A 15,525-nucleotide genomic window follows, 5' to 3' on the forward strand; every position below is an offset into this window, starting at 1 on the left:
AAAGAACACATCCTCTTCGATGACGTGGCGCTAACGCCCGTGTATCGAAACGTCACATATGGCATCGAGCGCTGAGCTGCATTGCGGCGCCGTCGCCAATCTCGACCAACAGGGTGTTTGTTCGCGATGAGCTACGACTTTACCTTCGATATCAAGAGCGTCCGGTTCGACGAAAACTACCGTCCTGCCGAGAGCACGCGTACCACGACCAACTTCGCCAATCTGGCGAGAGGCGAGCGCTGCCAGGAAAACCTGCGCAATGCGCTGACCATGATCAACAACCGCTTCAATACCCTGGCGCATTGGGATAACCCCAGGGCAGATCGCTACGCCGTCGAGCTGGATATCATCACCGGCGAGCTGAACATGGCAAACGCGAGCGATGCCTTCCCCGCGATTGAAATGCTGAAGACGACCATCATCGATCAGCATCTCGACAAGCGCATCGAGGGCATGATGGGGAACAATTTCTCTTCCTATGTTCGCGACTACGACTTCAGCGTGTGGCTAGCCGAGCACAATCAGGGGCGCTCGGAGTTTGGCATCCCGGAAGGGTTTGGCGACCTGCATGGCAAGCTGTTCAAGCGTTTCATTCATTCCGACGCCTACCGCGCATCGTTCAGCAAGGCGCCGGTCATCTGCCTGAGCGTGTCCCACAGCAAGGTGTATCGTCAGACGGAAAATTGCCACCCCGTGCTGGGCGTCGAGTACGTCAACGACGAGCCGTCGCTCACGGATTTCTACTTCGCCAAGATGGGCCTGCAGGTGCGCTACTTCATGCCGCCCCATAGCGTGGCGCCATTGGCGTTCTATTTCTCCGGCGACCTGCTGGCCGATTACACCGACCTTGAACTGATCAGCGCCATCAGCACCATGGAGACGTTTCAGAAGATTTACCGCCCCGAGATCTATAACGCCAACTCGGCGGCAGGCAAGCTCTATCAGCCTAGCCTGAAGCACCAGGACTACTCGCTGACGCGCATCGTGTACGACCGTGAAGAGCGCAGCCAACTGGCCATCGAGCAGGGGCGCTTTACCGAGCAATATTTCATCAAGCCCTTCCGCCAAATACTCGACAAGTGGTCGGCCGATTACGCCCTTTGATCCCCTCATCATGAAGGTTATTTCTTATGAAGACACTGTTGCCCACCTCGACCGCCGGTAGTTTGCCCAAGCCCGCCTGGCTGGCCGAGCCCGAGACGCTCTGGTCCCCCTGGAAACTGCAGGGCGACGAGCTGGCGGAAGGCAAGCAGGACGCGCTGCGGGCGTGCCTGCACGATCAGCGTCAGGCAGGCATCGACATCGTCAGCGACGGCGAGCAAACTCGCCAGCACTTCGTGACGACGTTCATCGAGCACCTCGATGGTGTCGATTTCGAGCAGCGCAAGACGGTCAAGATCCGTGATCGCTACGAGGCCAGCGTGCCTTCGGTGCTGGGCCCTGTCTCGCGGGAAAAACCGGTATTCGTCGACGATGCCAAATTCCTGCGTCAGCAGACCGACCAGCCCATCAAGTGGGCGCTGCCAGGCCCCATGACCATGGTCGACACCCTCTATGACGGCCACTACAAGAGCCGTGAAAAACTCGCCTGGGAATTTGCCAAGATTCTCAACCAGGAAGCCCGTGATCTGGCGGCGGCGGGGGTAGACATCATTCAGTTCGATGAGCCCGCCTTCAATGTGTTCTTCGATGAGGTGAACGACTGGGGCATCGCCGCCTTGGAAAAAGCCATCGAAGGCGTCACCTGCGAGACCGGCGTGCATATCTGCTACGGCTACGGCATCAAGGCCAACACCGATTGGAAGAAGACGCTGGGGTCCGAGTGGCGCCAGTACGAGGAAATCTTCCCCAAACTGCAGGCCTCGAACATCGACATCGTCTCGCTGGAGTGCCAGAACTCCCACGTGCCCATGGAGCTGATCGAGCTGATTCGCGGCAAGAAGGTGATGGTCGGGGCCATCGACGTGGCCACCCACACCGTCGAAACCCCGGAACAAGTCGCCGATACCCTGCGCAAGGCGCTACGTTTTGTGGACGCCGACAAGCTCTACCCCTGCACCAACTGCGGCATGACGCCCCTGCCGCGCAACGTCGCGCAAGGCAAGCTGAAGGCATTGAGCGCAGGTGCCGACATCGTGCGCCAGGAGCTTTCTCGATAACAGGCTCCTCGATAACAGGCTCTTGGATAACTAGGCTCGATAGCCTGGCCCGATAAACAGGCCAAATCCTTATCGAAACACCCGTGCCGCACGCCATTGGGGTGCCATAGGCAAGTCATCGGCCCTCTCGCGCCTCGCCGACGAGGCGCATCAAGCCGCCGTGGTGGCCAGCACGCTGTGGCACAGCTGTTCATAGAGGGCTGTCAGTGTTTCTGCTTTGCTCTCTTCGCTCCAGCGCTGGGCATAGGCCTGGCCGCGTTGGCCTAGGTAGCGGCGCAGGACGTCATTGGTGAGCAGACAATTGACGTGTTCTGCGAAGCGAGCAGGGTGCGCTTCCGCGATCAGGCAGCCTTCGCCTTGTTGCAGTACGTCCAGCGTGCCCATGGCCGCAGTAGAAACCACCGGCGTTCCCAGGGCCATGGCTTCCAGCAGTACCAACCCTTGGGTTTCGGTGGGGGAGGCAAACACGAAGGCGTCGGCGGCTCGATAAGCGTCCTGCAAGGCGCCATCGCGGGACAGGTAGCCCACGAAAAACACCGCCTCTGCCAATCCTGCTTGCGTTGCTTGGCGTTTCAACGACGCCAAGGCAGGCCCTTCTCCTACGACTACCAGGCAGGTATCCGGGTGCCGTTGGCGTACCTTGGGTAGCATGTCGATCAGAAAGCCGATGTTCTTTTGATAGGCGGCACGGCCCACGAACAGCAGCAAGTGTCCTTGGGTGGGGAGGCCGTGGCGCTCCCGAAAGTGCCCACCTGCCGTACTGGTGACGAAGCGGTCAAGTGACAAACCGGTAGCAATCGTCGCGAGAGGTGACTGAACGCCATAGGTTTTCAGCGTGTTGGCCATGGCCGACGATGGTGCGATCACGGCAGCGAGCTGGTGGCATTGGTGCACCGAAAAGCGTCGAGCGGCAAACCGCAGGCTGCGGCGCGGCAATCCTGGCACGTAATGATGAAGATACTCTTCGAAAAGCGTGTGGTAGGTGCCCACCACCGGAACGTTCAGCCGTTTACCCAAGGCAATGCCTGCATAATGCGCCACGAAAGGCGTATGCACATGAATCAGGTCGAACTTCAGGCAGGCCAGGGAACTGGCCATCGCCATGATGCGCTGGTACCGCATCATGCGGTCTTCAGGATCGCCGATGACCCCGCGTGAGTCGATGCGCCAGGTGCGCGGCTCCTGAGCTGTGTGAGCAGGGTAGTCGGGGCAGATCAGGTGCACTTCGTGGCCCTGGCGCTCCAGGGCGTTGCGGAAGCTCTCGATCGAAGTGGAAACGCCGTTAACGCGCGGGAAGTACACGTCGGAAAGCATTAGAATCTTCATGTTAGGCGACTTGGCGGCTGGCAGGGTAAGGTCAATCTGCCATAGTGCCGTGACGCCGCCGTGACAATGGCCCTGCGCCTGGGGTGGCGTTCGACGCCGAGAGGCTGCCTGGTTGGGCAGCGGCATGTTCACTCAAATGGAATCGTGATGCGACGTTTATGGGTATTGCCTACCTCCCGTGCGGGCTGGTGGTTGTTGGTAGCGTTTGTGGGGCTGGTCGGTGCTGGAATCTGGCCGGTCATTGGCTGGGTCAACCGAGCGACGCTGGTCATGGGGTTGCCGCTGCTGGTGGTGTGGAGCTACGTGATCATATTGGCCTGCGTGGTCGTCATGCTGGTGGGCAATCGCATCGTGGAGCGTGACGACCATGAGTAGCCTCTGGCCGCTGACCATCACGCTGCTGTATGTGGCCGCTGCCATGCTGCTTGGCCTGCGCGCCCGAGCGGGCCGTTCCATGAATAGCCTGGAGGAGTGGGGGGTGGCAGGGCGCAGCATGGGGCCTGTCACGCTGTACCTGCTGATAGCGGCCGGCAGCGTCAGTGCCTACACCTTCATGGGCGCGCCCGGCTGGGCCTACTCCAAAGGCGTGGCAGTGTTCTACGTGGCCGTTTACCTGGCCTATCTGGCGCTGGTGGCCTGGTATTTCGGGCCCAAGGTATGGCAGTTCGGCAAGCAGTTTGGCCATGTCACCCAGGCCAGTGCCATTGCCGACCGCTACCAGAGTGTGGCGCTGGGCGCGCTGGCGGCCAGCGTCATGGCGGTAGGCTCGATTGCCTATGCGGTGCTGCAAACGGTGGGGTCGGCATACATTCTCTTCGTGATGAGCGGCGGGGCCATTCCGGTGTGGCTGGGGGTGGTGCTGGTGCTGGCGTGTATCGCCGTGTATCTGTGCGCCAGCGGTCAGCGCGCGATTGGGCGCACCAACGCGTTTCAAGGGGCGCTGATGCTGGTCGTGGCCTGGGCCGTCGGGCTTTGGGCGATGCAGAGTGCGACGGGCAGCGTGAGTTTTGCGGCTGTGTTCGAGCGTATTCAGACTGACCACGGGGAGTTTCTGACGCTGCCTGGAGCGGCGGGCGACATGAGCTCAGTTTCTGGACCACTTCGATCATCGTTTCGATGTTGTCATTCATGCCGCCCGTATGGACCCAGTGGATGAGTGCTTCCTCGGCACGCACGATACGCCGTAGTGCGACCTGGCTGCCGACCTACTACATCGTGATTTTGCCCATGGTCACCGTGGGTTTCATCGGTATCTTTTCATTGCCGGAGCTGGCGCGGGCAGACACCGTCGTGCTGGAGTATGCCATGCAGCACTTGCCCGTGGTGCTGGTGGGGCTGCTGGGCGCGGGCACTCTGGCAGCCTCCATGTCCTCCAGCGAGCCATTCATTCACTCGGTTTCTCTCTCGGTGAGCAAAGACGTGCTGCAGCCGCTTTTCAAGCTCTCGGAGGGCACCACCGCCCAGTTGGCGCGGCTTTTGATTCTACCCATCATGTTCTTGCTGATTGCGCCGCTGGCGATTGCCGAGCCGGGAAGCCTGGTGATGATTCTGCTGGTGGGGCTGGGGTTTGCTTCTCAAGTGCTGCCTGCGTTCATCGGCATGTTCTTTTGGCCCAGAGCGTCGAAGCTGGGTGTCATGGCGGGCATCGTGGCGGGCTTCATGGTAACGGTGGCATTCACCGCCGTGTGGCCACACCCGTTGGGGATTCATGCCGGATTCTGGGGGCTGATGGTCAATCTGCCGCTCTTTTTTGCCGTGTCGCTGGTCACTCCAGCGGGGGACAGTGAGGTGGTCGAGCGGTTCTTTCGCATTTCGGCGCCACGAGGGCTGACCCGGCTGGGGCGTTAGAGGAGAAGAGAGAACAGAGAACAGAGAACAGAGAACAGACGAGGCCAGCGCTGACGCTGGCCTCGCGGGTATGGCTACGATTGGCCGCCAGCAGCGCCCCCCACGATGCCACTGCGGAAGCCGCCCTGACGAGAATTGGCGTGATCCAGATGGTTGGCCACGGTGTCTTCCGGGGAGCCTGCCATTTCACGGAACATCCCCATGGAACCCAGCAGAGCAGAAGACTCGTAAGGCACAAACACGCGCTCGCCGTCTTTCGCCATGGTGGGCAGCACTTTGATATAGCTTTGGCCAAGCAGGTAACCCACCACCGTGCGCTTGTTCTCTTCGCTATCGCCAATAGCGCTGAGCACCAGCTTGATCGACTCCTGCTCACCCTGGGCGCGCAGAATGGCCGACTCTTTATCGCCCTGGGCGTTGAGGATGGCTGACTCACGCTGGCCCTGGGCCATGGCAATGGCGGCTGATTTTTCGCCCTCGGCTTCGGTGACCGTTGCACGACGTTTACGCTCGGCAGCCATTTGCAGACGCATGGCCGACTCCACCTCTTCCGGCATGGCGATGTCCTGAACTTCGACCCGGGAGATCTTGACCCCCCACTTGGAAGCAGGCTCTTCCATGGCAGCCTGAATCTCGTTGTTCACCTCGGCCCGGGATTCGAACAGCTTATCCAGCTCCATCTTGCCGACCACCGAACGCAGCGTGGTCTTGGCCAGTACCTCCACGGCCTGGCTCATGTTCTCGACTTCATAGACTGCTCGCTTGGGGTCGATGATCTGATAGTAGAGCGCGCCGTTGATCCGCACCGTGACGTTGTCGGTGGTCACGACCGGCTGGCCCGGAAAGTCCATGACGGTTTCCCGACGGTCGATACGAATTTCATCGCTGGTGATGGGGTGATACTCCTCGCCCATCTTCTTGTAGCGAATCATGGTGATGGCGCGGGGCTGCTCGATAAAGGGAATGATGATGTTGATGCCGCTCTCCAGCACCCGGTGAAACGAGCCTAGTCGCTCGATCACCATGACTTCCGATTGGCGAACGATCACCAAGCCCTTGGAAATGATCAGAATACCGATGACCACGATGATCAGGCTGATCAACAGGCCTGGGCTGATGGGTAGATCCATGGTTAAAGCTCCTTGTGTTGCGAATGGTCGTCCTGGGGAACCGGGTTGCTGGCAGGGGCCAGCATGACCAGGGCGGTGGTGCCCTCGAAACGTTTGAACACCACCGGAGTGCCGGAGGGCAGCTCGGTGGCTCCGCTCTCCAGCACGCGTAGTCGATAGAAGTCGCCATTGACCTTGATGCCGGTGGCATTATCGAAGTCGCGGGTCAGGGTGACATAGTGTTGGTTCTTTTCCACACCGGTACCGGTGGTGCCGTAGGCGACCCCCTTGGGCGAAAAGCGCGGGCGAATCACCATCACGCCCACGGGCACCAGAATACCCGCGAAGATGCCCATGCTGAGCAGTTGCCAGGGCAGTGTCAGCCCCAGCGCGGTGACGGCGGCGGTCAAGGCGGCGGCGATGCCCAGCGCCAGGAGGACCATGGCGCCAGAGGTCAGCTCGCCGAGACTGAGCAGCAGCGCGATGACTAGCCAGGTGTAGGCCGGATTCCAATCCATGAGCACTCCTTATCAAGTGGACTCCCCCAAGGGTAACGTACCTTAGGCCTAGCGTCTCCCCACTTTTCCACAGGTGGTGCTGTAACTGCCTGAATAGCGTTGAAAATTTCAGTGCTATCAACGAGATCGGGGCTTTCCCGCCGGTATCATGTTGTTACCCCTAACACCATGAACCAAAAGGAAAGCCCCGATGCTTCAAGATGCCAAAGACCGCGCCAAATGGAAAGCTCGCCTGATCGACTGGTGTGACGACCTGTCGGATCACCTCGCTCGACCCGTCGTGAAGCTGGCGGCAGAAACGCTCTTTGGCATCCTGGCCAGCGGTAGTTTGCGCCAGGCCGAGATCGCCCGCGCCTTGAAGGAACCCTGTCGGCTACACCACACGCAGAAGCGGTTGTCGCGCATGCTGTCCCGGCACAGCGAGCTTGCCTGGGCCGCGGAGCAACTGCAGCTCCAGCGGATCACGCCCTATATCACCGATGACATGGTGCTGGCCATCGATCCGGGCGACCTGAACCGGGATGGCGCCCCGACCAGTGAATACCGAACCCGCGTTCGCGACGGTGATACCGGCGAGATCGTCGGCGGTTATCCGCTGATCAGCGTGGTGGCACGCGACCTGAAGCGGGGCACCACCTGGCCACTGCTCACGCGGCTGCTATCGCCGGCTCGCGGCGGCTACCGCAGTGAAAACACCGATATCCTGAGCGTGATGGATACCGTGCAGCGCCATGTGGAGGGCCGGCCACTGTGGGTCATCGATCGTGGCGGCGATCGAGGGCGGCTGTGGGATGCCTGGCTGCGCGCCGAGCGTCATGTGCTGGTCCGGGCCGCCAATCAGCGCTTCTGGCAGTGGCGAGATACCGCCAAGACGTCGCAGCAGATTGCCCGAGATCTGCCACTGAAGCACCGCGGCCACTTGCGCCGTGGGCAGCATATCCCGGTGCGGTTCGGCATCACCAAGGTCACACTGCGGGAGCATCCGGAGACGCCGCTGTGGATGATCGTTGTCGATCATGAGAAGTCGGAGCGCCTGGTGCTGGTGACGACGCGCCCGGTGCGTGGTCGCCGCCAAGGCGAGCGGATGATTCAGGCTTACCTGGATCGCTGGGCCTGCGAGGAGGGGTACCGGTTCACCAAGCAGGGGTTCGACCTAGAGGGTGTCCAGGCACGCCGTTTCACGACGCTGCAGAACCTGGTGGCGCTGGCCAGCCTGGCCTGGGCACTGCTTGTCATTTTCAGCAATTAGTGCGACCCTCAGGGCGTAATATCGGGCTATTATGGTAGTCTGTACAGGATTGAGTGCGACAGAATTAATAGCAATTGATGCGACAGGTCTTGTTTTATTCAACATTTGGTGCGACTGCCCATGCCACTGCCTACATCCGTTCGTAAAATCGGCCCTACCCGACGAAGTGTGTCTGGCTACTATGCCTTTCGCGGGGAGGAGTCTATTGCGTTCGAGTCGACGCTCGAACGTGATTTCCTCATCAAGGCTGACTTTGATGTGAGCGTCCTTGGTGTGATATCCCAGCCGTGCGAGATCCCGTTTCATCATCCCGTGACCGGTAGGCGCTACACCTACACACCTGACTATTTGGTTTATTACCGTCTCGGTAACCGTCATTACAGGGATTACCCAAAACCTCTCCTGGTGGAGGTCAAACCACGGGAAAAGTGGCAAGCACATTGGCGTGAATGGTCGCCTAAATGGAAGGCGGCGATACGGCATGCCAACAATGAGGGCTGGGCGTTTCGCATTCATGATGAAAGCCGCATTCGTGATAAGACCTTGGACAACATTACCTTCCTAGCGCGCTACAAGCGGATGGTGTTTCCCTCTGTCGAAAGCCAGGCAGTCCTCAACACGGTGAGGGAAATGGGGGTGGCGACCTTGGATTACCTGCTTTCTCGGCACTTTATGGGCGATATTTACCGGGCAGAGGGGATTGCGCATTTATGGCATCTACTGGCGACTCGGCAGTTAGATTGCGATATGGCCCAATCCTTCAGTCCTCTATCGGAGGTATGGGTACCCGATTATGAATAACCATCGTGGCAGCGCAACTGAACCCAATAACGGCGTCGCCCAAACACGCCAACACTTGCAGATTATGGTGGGTGAGCAGGTTCAGAAAGATGGCACCGTTTACCGAATTTCCCAGGTGCTCGATTTTGAGACAGTCATTGGCATTGCCGTTGAGTCCGGGCGTAGTTGCCCGCTTCGCATCAAAGAACTAGCGCCTCTCAATAGCGGGTCCGTATCCCCTGAGCAGGATATGTCCGAGATTGGGGATGCCGATTGGCGGGAGGCCGAGCATCGCTTTTCCATCATTAAGCCCTTGGTGGATCGCCATACGGTGGGGCGGGATGCAGCGGAGGAGCGTGCGAAACAAACGGGGGTTGATACGGCTACGATCTACCGTTGGTTGAAGCGGTATAAAGCGACGGGCTCGGTGCTCGCATTGATTCCTCAAAAGCCAGGGTGGAAGAAGGGAAAGTCGCGTATTCCCGCGCATGCCGAGGCAGTGATTCAGGAAGTCATCAAAGAGGTGTATTTGACGCTGCAGCGTCCGTCCGCACAAAAAGCGGTACAGGAAGTCATGCGGCGCTGCCATGAACGGCGCATCGACCCGCCGAGCCCTGGTACCGTTCGTGCTCGTCTGCGTGATATCCCAGAGCGTGACCGGTTGCGTGGCCATGGTTTTAGAGACAAAGCCATTAACAAGTTCCAGCCGGCTGCCGGAAAATTTCCCAATGCGGACTATCCGTTAGCCGTTATGCAGATTGACCACACGCCTGCCGATATTATTTTGGTCGATGACGTGTATCGCAAGCCGATTGGTCGCCCATGGATTACGTTGGCCATGGACGTGTTTACTCGCATGGTCACGGGGTATTACTTGTCGTTTGACCCGCCCTCTGAAACATCTGTCGGCATGTGTGTGGCGCACTCCATGCTTCCTAAAGATGAGTGGTTGCTACTGCATAATGTGGAGGCTGAGTGGCCGGTATGGGGCACACCCGCCACGATTCATGTCGATAACGGCCCAGATTTTCGCTCTGAGACGTTTCGGCGCTCATGCCTAGCCTATGGGGTCAACCTTGAGTTTCGGCCTGTTAAGCAGCCTCGTTATGGTGGCCACATTGAGCGGGTACTGGGCTCTCTTCTAAAGGAAATCCATAACCTGCCTGGGACGACCTTCTCCTCCATTAAAGAGAAAGAGGGATACGATCCAGAGAAGCACGCGGCCATGACGAAAAGCGAGTTTGAAGAGTGGCTGGTGACGTTGATTTGCAAGGTTTACCACCAGCGCCTTCATTCTGGGATTGGTATGTCGCCGATGAAAAAGTGGGAAATTGGTGTGTTTGGCAATGCGGATGTGCAGGGAGTGGGATTAGCGCCGAGGCCTGCTGACAGGCTCTCTGTATTGCTCGATTTTTTGCCCAGCTTTCAGCGTACGATCCAGACCTTTGGTGTGACCATCGATGGCATAAACTATTACGATGAAGCGCTAAGACCTTGGATCAATGCCAAAGATCCAGACATGCCAGACAAGAAACGCACCTTTGTTTTCCGGCGCGACCCTCGCGACATTAGTGTCATTTGGTTCAAAGACCCGGAGCTCGGGCACTATTTTCGCGTGCCCTTTGCCAATCTTGCCCTCCCCTCGATGAGTGTTTGGGAGTATGCCCAAGCTAAAGCGCGCCTTCGGCAGGAAGGAAGAAACTCGGTCAATGAGACTGAAATTCTACGCGCTATTAGTGAGCTGCGAACCCATGTGGAGGAGTCGCAAGCACGTACTAAGCGAAGTCGCCGTCAGGCACAACGACGTAAAGAGCATGAGAAGAAGGTGACGCCTGCAGATCCCCTTTTACATGCGCCCTCAACTGCGGCCCCTAAAGAGACACCCGCTCAAGGGGACGGTCTTTTAACGGGTGATATCGATGTGAACTGGGACATAGCATGAGCACACACCTTCATCCTGATCTTCGTCACGTCTTGGGGCTGTCCGCTAAAGAGCGAATGGAGTTTATGGATCAACCGCGCTGGTTGGGCTATCCATTGGCCAATCGTGTCATTGAGGTCATGCGTGGGTTGATGGAGAAGCCCAGTCGTCCTCGTATGCCTAACCTCTTGCTCGTGGGTGACTCCAACAACGGAAAGACAAGTTTCGTAAGCAGTACGGTGAAGGCTACGTGAATGAAGACGTAGAGCCCGTGAAGCCTGTTGTTGTCACTCAGGCTCCCCCGAGTGCCGATGAGAAAAGTCTGTATATCGCAGTGCTAGAGAGTTTCTGGGCTCCCTACCGGCCTACAGATCCTGTTCCCAAGCTGCGCTACCAGGTGATTCATCAACTGCGTGCTTGCCATACGCGCTTACTGATCATCGATGAGTTTCACTCTCTGTTAACCGGTGGTGCTGTTAAGCAGCGCGAAACGATGAATGCCATTAAGCTTTTATGCAATGAGCTAATGATTCCCATCGTTGGTGTGGGGACGCAAGATGCTGTGCGTGTGCTGCATTCAGACCCACAGCATGCGAGTCGCTTTGATGTGGTCGCGTTACCAAAGTGGGAGCTCAATCAGGAGTTTCAGAAGCTGCTCGCTGGCTTTGAGAAGATATTACCTCTCAAACATCCTTCCCAACTGCATGAGCCCCAATTGGCGACCCAGCTCCACGCGATTTCTGGCGGTAATTTGGGTGACCTGCACCGGCTGCTGATTGAGTGTGCAAATGCCGCTATTTTGTCTGGAGCTGAGTGCATCGATGAGAAAATTATTCAGAGTAAATCATGGGTGCGGCCCACCCGTGGCATTAGGGAAGTGATGCTGTAATGACCTGGGCGCTGAGTGTGCCCCTGCTGCCTGAGGAGTCCCTTTCATCATGGCTCGTTCGGGCGGCGTTGCGACAGGGGTGTGATCCTTTGTCGCTCACCGGGGCTATTTGGCCAACATGGCGTATATGGACGAGGGACATTGATAGGGAAATACCCCTCGCAAGAATGCGCCCATTAGTGAATGCCTCGGGGATATCTTCCGCTAAGTTTCAGAAAGCGGGGATGCGGGACGATTGTGAGAAAGTGGTCGGTTACTCGTTACCGGAAACCCGGACTTGGCCCTGGTTGTTGGCACTCGGCAGCCGAAATCGAACCCGCCATGGAGGACAACAGGTATGCACGTTGTGCTTGGCAGAGGACTCAACCCCCTACTTGCGCCGGCACTGGCGATTCGCTTGGCACACTGGGTGCCGCTTTCATGGGGTGCAGCTGGTAGATGAGTGCCCAGCATGCAAGGCCCCTATAGAGCCCCATCGCCTGACAGCGGAAGATCAACATTTAGCTCAATGCAGCCGGTGTCATAACGATTTTAGAAAGGCGGTATGCACGTCGCCTTTACCTGAAGCGTTCAGTGTTCAAGTGATGGCTGATCGTGTGTTAGAACAGGATAAGGTGACGTTTAGGCAGGCCTCTATCGCACCCGCCGATTGGTTTTCTATGGTGGCCTTTTTTATTGGCGTTATACGGCGTGCAAGTCGGCGGCCTGTGTCACCCCTGGCCGATGCGCTTCTTTCATTGGGCATTTCGGTTACGGATTGCCGAATGCCTGTGTCTGGCCTGGCGTTTGAGCTGCTGGCTGTCAGCGAGCGTAGTGCCTTATTGGTAGCGTTGGAACGCTTGCTCAGTATGGGCCTTGAAGAAACGTTCAGCGTTCTGGTCGCGTGCAATGTCAAAACGAGCGCGCTTCATGATCCCCGAAGGTCGCCCCCCGTTGTGTTGTTGCCGCTGCTATCACGGTTATCTCACCACCCTCATGGGCCGCATCGCCGCCGTGTTCCCCCGGCTTGTCGCCCCATGTCGGAACGCGCTGTTAGAGCCTCATGGGCGCGTTTAAAACGCAGAATGAAAGCGGAGCCAACCTCTTGAATCAACACCAAACGGTCGACTGCGATGAGTGTGGCCGAGAAGTCTCCAAATTGTGGCGACGCCATAAAGGGCACGGCTACTGTTCAACTTGCTATGCTCGTGTGTTTAAGCGGCGGATGTGCCCACGATGTGGTGAGTTAGCCCGTCTGCCTAAGAATGACCCAGACGCCGTCTGTCGTCAGTGCAACGTTGACAAACCGTGTGCACGATGTGGAAAAGCCAGTTCAGACTACAACATCGGCAAGGTCACTCCCTACGGCCCTGTCTGTATCGCCTGCGCTCCCTATTTCAAAGAACCAGAGCCCTGCGAGGCGTGTGGGAAAGCATCTCAACGTCTTACCCGAGTGGCGCGTATGGGGCATGATCATCGCTTATGTCCACGCTGTTCGACAGCAGACCACGGTACCTGTTCTGCATGTCGTCGACATCGTTTATTGGTGGTGGCACCCAACGGGGATGCGTTGTGCAAAGCCTGTAATGAGCAAGGGGAAATTGCCTGCCCATCGTGTGGTAATCCCATGCCAGCGGGTCGAGGTGATGCCTGTGAGCCCTGCTATTGGACGCGAACATGCCGTAAACGCATCACCATTGGCCAAGCCGGTATCACTACCAAAGCGTTAAGTGAGGCCTTTGGGGAATTTGGTGAATGGCTGATTCGTATCACTGGGCCGCATAAGGCTGCCCTCAAGATCAATCATTTCTTCTCGTTCTTCCTTGAGCTCGACCAGGCATGGTCACGGATACCGAGCTATTCGGAGCTACTTCATCACTTCGGGGCGGAGGGCTTGCGGCGTGTGAGGCTTCCCATGCGATGGTTGCATGAAGAGCAAGGGGTAGAGCCGGATCACCAAGCAAAGCGGATCGACTCAGAGAAAAGACGTATTCAAGCGTGTCTCAGTTCTATGCCGTTCGCTTCGCTATCAGACCAAGTGCTGCAAGCCTATTGGCTGCAATTGGAAACCCGTATAGAGGCGGGCAAAACGTCCCACACCTCCGCACGACTTGCACTAAGAGCGGCAGCCGCATTGCTACTCGCTACTGACCGGGAGGGGCAGCGACTGCCTCAACAGGGCGATGTGGACAACTATTTGCATGCGGTGCCCGGACAAGCAGCCTCGGTCACGGGGTTTACTAATTTCTTAAATCGCCAACATGCCACCACGTTGGCTCCTCGGGTGGATGTAAAACGGGCAAGAAAGCGGCGAAAAGAAACACTAGCCCGCACCCTGATGACGATGGCCCGGTGTGCTGATCAAGGAGAGGCCTGGAGGGAGGCATGGATCGTTGCTGCCATGGAGTATTTCCATGACACAAAATTAACGCAGAAAATGCTTCGACAACAGACCGTAGAGCGGACGACAGACGGGATACAGGTGGTAGTGGGTGGCGTTACCTACTGGCTGCCTCTGGATATTGAGTGCTAAGACACTGATAGCGCGCAGTCACTTGGAGGGCCCCGCGACTCTGTAGGCGAATGTCGCCCCGCCGTTTGGACGGGGCTATGGCTCTCTACCTATATGCCAGGGCTCAACGGGGTGCCAAAAGGCGTGTCATGACCGTTGAGATGACGTCAAAACCAGGTCTTCATAAATGCCCTTGATAGCCTTCTCTTCTGGGCTGTGGCGCTGTGGCTCCTGTTCCTGCTTTGGATGTAGTGGGGTTATAAGCCCGTTAGAGAGTGACAGGACATCGCTGAGCTGCTCGTAATCGAGGTTTACGTTATCGACATTGTATTGGTTAAGGCGTGTCATGGTCTCTGTGAGTGCGGTCATACTGTGCTCTTCTTCTCCAAGCGGCGGAAAGGCTTGAATCAGCGGCTGACCGCCTTCCCAACCTATCTTGATCGGCTGATTGATGATGTTGACTTGGGTGCCGGGTGGAATGCGGTCAAATATAGATTCGATGTCTTTGGGTAACATGCGGATACAACCTCGGCTTGCGCGCATGCCAATGCCATCGGGCTGGTTGGTGCCGTGAATCAAATAGCCATCGAAGCCTAGGATGATGGCATGGTCTCCTAGCGGGTTATCGGGGCCGGGCGGTACAACGCTTGGTGCGGTTTCGCCGCGTGCTTCCGCTTCACGTTTTACCGACTCAGGCGGGTACCATGCGGGGTTTTTAATGTTCATGGTGGTCTCGGTCACACCAAGGGGTGTATCAAACCCTTCGCGACCGATGCCGATAGGATAGGTCTCAACGCGCGGTGTCTCACCGGTTTTGACATCTGGGTAGTAGTAAAGCCGCAGCTCGGCGATATTGATGACGACCCCAGTACGCTCGACATTCGGCAGGATGAAGCGTCCTGGAATGGTTACTTCAGTACCCACTCCGGGCACCCAAATACTGACCTCTGGGTTAGCACGTACAATCTCCTGGTAGCCAAGGTTGTGACGTCTGGCAATATCAATCAGAGTATCCTCGTAATTCTTCACGATGAAGGTGTCAGCCTCTCCGATAATATTGCCTTCCTCAGGTAGCGGGTAATGCCCCTTGGGCCATTCCGTCTCCTGGGCAGTGGAAGGTTGTGCCGCCATGGCGACAGGGAGCCATGCCAGAAACGAAACCATCACACTCACGATGAAGCCGATCTGCATTGGCCATGGGAGGAATCTCTTAAGTATTGCTGCGTTCTTTGCCA

Annotated in this window: 12 protein-coding genes and 2 pseudogenes; 10 read left to right on the forward strand and 4 right to left on the reverse strand. The window is 57.6% G+C overall.

Annotated features, from left to right (window positions below):
* Positions 1-126 precede the first annotated feature (126 nt).
* Together FEU76_RS02035 and FEU76_RS02040 are read left to right on the forward strand one after the other, a co-directional pair.
* Positions 127-1,104 (forward strand): DUF1852 domain-containing protein, encoded by a 978-nt coding sequence (locus FEU76_RS02035; protein WP_081192364.1) that lies wholly within the window; start codon positions 127-129, stop codon positions 1,102-1,104.
* Between the two features lie 26 nt (positions 1,105-1,130).
* Positions 1,131-2,159 carry a methionine synthase gene (locus FEU76_RS02040; protein ID WP_144979938.1) on the forward strand — a complete coding sequence of 343 codons (1,029 nt, stop codon included), beginning with the start codon at positions 1,131-1,133 and terminating at the stop codon, positions 2,157-2,159.
* A gap of 150 nt (positions 2,160-2,309) precedes the next feature.
* Here the strand turns inward: FEU76_RS02040 and FEU76_RS02045 are convergent, their stop codons facing one another.
* Positions 2,310-3,611 carry a glycosyltransferase gene (locus tag FEU76_RS02045; RefSeq protein ID WP_222114772.1) on the reverse strand — a complete coding sequence of 434 codons (1,302 nt, stop codon included), beginning with the start codon at positions 3,609-3,611 and terminating at the stop codon, positions 2,310-2,312.
* Between the two features lie 21 nt (positions 3,612-3,632).
* Here FEU76_RS02045 and FEU76_RS02050 point away from each other — a divergent pair, with 21 nt between their 5' ends.
* Both FEU76_RS02050 and FEU76_RS02055 read left to right on the forward strand, forming a co-directional pair.
* Positions 3,633-3,860, forward strand: a complete 228-nt coding sequence (locus FEU76_RS02050) for a hypothetical protein (RefSeq protein ID WP_039175766.1) — start codon at positions 3,633-3,635, stop codon at positions 3,858-3,860.
* Positions 3,853-5,333: pseudogene (locus tag FEU76_RS02055) on the forward strand (sodium:solute symporter family protein). Before FEU76_RS02050 ends, FEU76_RS02055 begins: the two are co-directional and overlap by 8 nt.
* Positions 5,334-5,407: 74 nt before the next feature.
* On the opposite strand, the gene FEU76_RS02060 reads toward FEU76_RS02055, so the two are convergent.
* Positions 5,408-6,463 carry an SPFH domain-containing protein gene (locus FEU76_RS02060; RefSeq protein WP_039175769.1) on the reverse strand — a complete coding sequence of 352 codons (1,056 nt, stop codon included), beginning with the start codon at positions 6,461-6,463 and terminating at the stop codon, positions 5,408-5,410.
* A 2-nt stretch (positions 6,464-6,465) separates the two neighbouring features.
* Positions 6,466-6,960, reverse strand: coding sequence for an NfeD family protein (locus FEU76_RS02065; RefSeq protein WP_039175771.1), 495 nt, complete (start codon positions 6,958-6,960; stop codon positions 6,466-6,468).
* Positions 6,961-7,150: 190 nt separating this feature from the next.
* On the opposite strand from FEU76_RS02065, the gene FEU76_RS02070 reads away from it, so the two are divergent.
* From FEU76_RS02070 to FEU76_RS02095, 6 genes and pseudogenes are all read left to right on the forward strand, one after another.
* Complete coding sequence (locus FEU76_RS02070) at positions 7,151-8,209, forward strand: transposase (RefSeq protein ID WP_016916420.1); 1,059 nt, start codon at positions 7,151-7,153, stop codon at positions 8,207-8,209.
* A gap of 120 nt (positions 8,210-8,329) precedes the next feature.
* Positions 8,330-9,010, forward strand: coding sequence for a heteromeric transposase endonuclease subunit TnsA (locus FEU76_RS02075; RefSeq protein WP_022521280.1), 681 nt, complete (start codon positions 8,330-8,332; stop codon positions 9,008-9,010).
* Entirely contained in the window at positions 9,003-10,931 is a 1,929-nt protein-coding gene (locus tag FEU76_RS02080; protein WP_016916422.1) for a Mu transposase C-terminal domain-containing protein, read from the forward strand. The genes FEU76_RS02075 and FEU76_RS02080 overlap by 8 nt, the downstream gene beginning before the upstream one ends.
* Before the next feature lie 65 nt (positions 10,932-10,996).
* Positions 10,997-11,799, forward strand: a pseudogene (locus tag FEU76_RS02085) (TniB family NTP-binding protein).
* Positions 11,799-12,887: a TniQ family protein gene (locus FEU76_RS18795; RefSeq protein WP_081139052.1), complete on the forward strand. Its 1,089-nt coding sequence runs from the start codon at positions 11,799-11,801 to the stop codon at positions 12,885-12,887. The pseudogene FEU76_RS02085 and the gene FEU76_RS18795 overlap by 1 nt, the downstream one beginning before the upstream one ends.
* 806 nt (positions 12,888-13,693) lie before the next feature.
* Entirely contained in the window at positions 13,694-14,311 is a 618-nt protein-coding gene (locus FEU76_RS02095) for a hypothetical protein (protein WP_232068200.1), read from the forward strand.
* Positions 14,312-14,437: 126 nt separating this feature from the next.
* Here the strand turns inward: FEU76_RS02095 and FEU76_RS02100 are convergent, their stop codons facing one another.
* A complete protein-coding gene (locus FEU76_RS02100; RefSeq protein ID WP_016916424.1) occupies positions 14,438-15,481 on the reverse strand; it encodes a L,D-transpeptidase family protein in 1,044 nt (347 codons plus the stop codon).
* Positions 15,482-15,525 lie beyond the last annotated feature (44 nt).

Source organism: Halomonas sp. C22 (genome assembly GCF_007655045.1).
GTDB lineage: Bacteria > Pseudomonadota > Gammaproteobacteria > Pseudomonadales > Halomonadaceae > Vreelandella > Vreelandella hamiltonii.

Bases quoted from the DNA above. Each gene is read 5' to 3' on its own strand.
- FEU76_RS02035 (WP_081192364.1), top strand. From the start codon at position 127: ATGAGCTACGACTTTACCTTCGATATCAAGAGCGTCCGGTTCGACGAA.
- FEU76_RS02040 (WP_144979938.1), top strand. From the start codon at position 1,131: ATGAAGACACTGTTGCCCACCTCGACCGCCGGTAGTTTGCCCAAGCCC.
- FEU76_RS02045 (WP_222114772.1), bottom strand. From the start codon at position 3,611: ATGCCGCTGCCCAACCAGGCAGCCTCTCGGCGTCGAACGCCACCCCAG.
- FEU76_RS02050 (WP_039175766.1), top strand. From the start codon at position 3,633: ATGCGACGTTTATGGGTATTGCCTACCTCCCGTGCGGGCTGGTGGTTG.
- FEU76_RS02060 (WP_039175769.1), bottom strand. From the start codon at position 6,463: ATGGATCTACCCATCAGCCCAGGCCTGTTGATCAGCCTGATCATCGTG.
- FEU76_RS02065 (WP_039175771.1), bottom strand. From the start codon at position 6,960: ATGGATTGGAATCCGGCCTACACCTGGCTAGTCATCGCGCTGCTGCTC.
- FEU76_RS02070 (WP_016916420.1), top strand. From the start codon at position 7,151: ATGCTTCAAGATGCCAAAGACCGCGCCAAATGGAAAGCTCGCCTGATC.
- FEU76_RS02075 (WP_022521280.1), top strand. From the start codon at position 8,330: ATGCCACTGCCTACATCCGTTCGTAAAATCGGCCCTACCCGACGAAGT.
- FEU76_RS02080 (WP_016916422.1), top strand. From the start codon at position 9,003: ATGAATAACCATCGTGGCAGCGCAACTGAACCCAATAACGGCGTCGCC.
- FEU76_RS18795 (WP_081139052.1), top strand. From the start codon at position 11,799: ATGACCTGGGCGCTGAGTGTGCCCCTGCTGCCTGAGGAGTCCCTTTCA.
- FEU76_RS02095 (WP_232068200.1), top strand. From the start codon at position 13,694: ATGCGATGGTTGCATGAAGAGCAAGGGGTAGAGCCGGATCACCAAGCA.
- FEU76_RS02100 (WP_016916424.1), bottom strand. From the start codon at position 15,481: ATGCAGATCGGCTTCATCGTGAGTGTGATGGTTTCGTTTCTGGCATGG.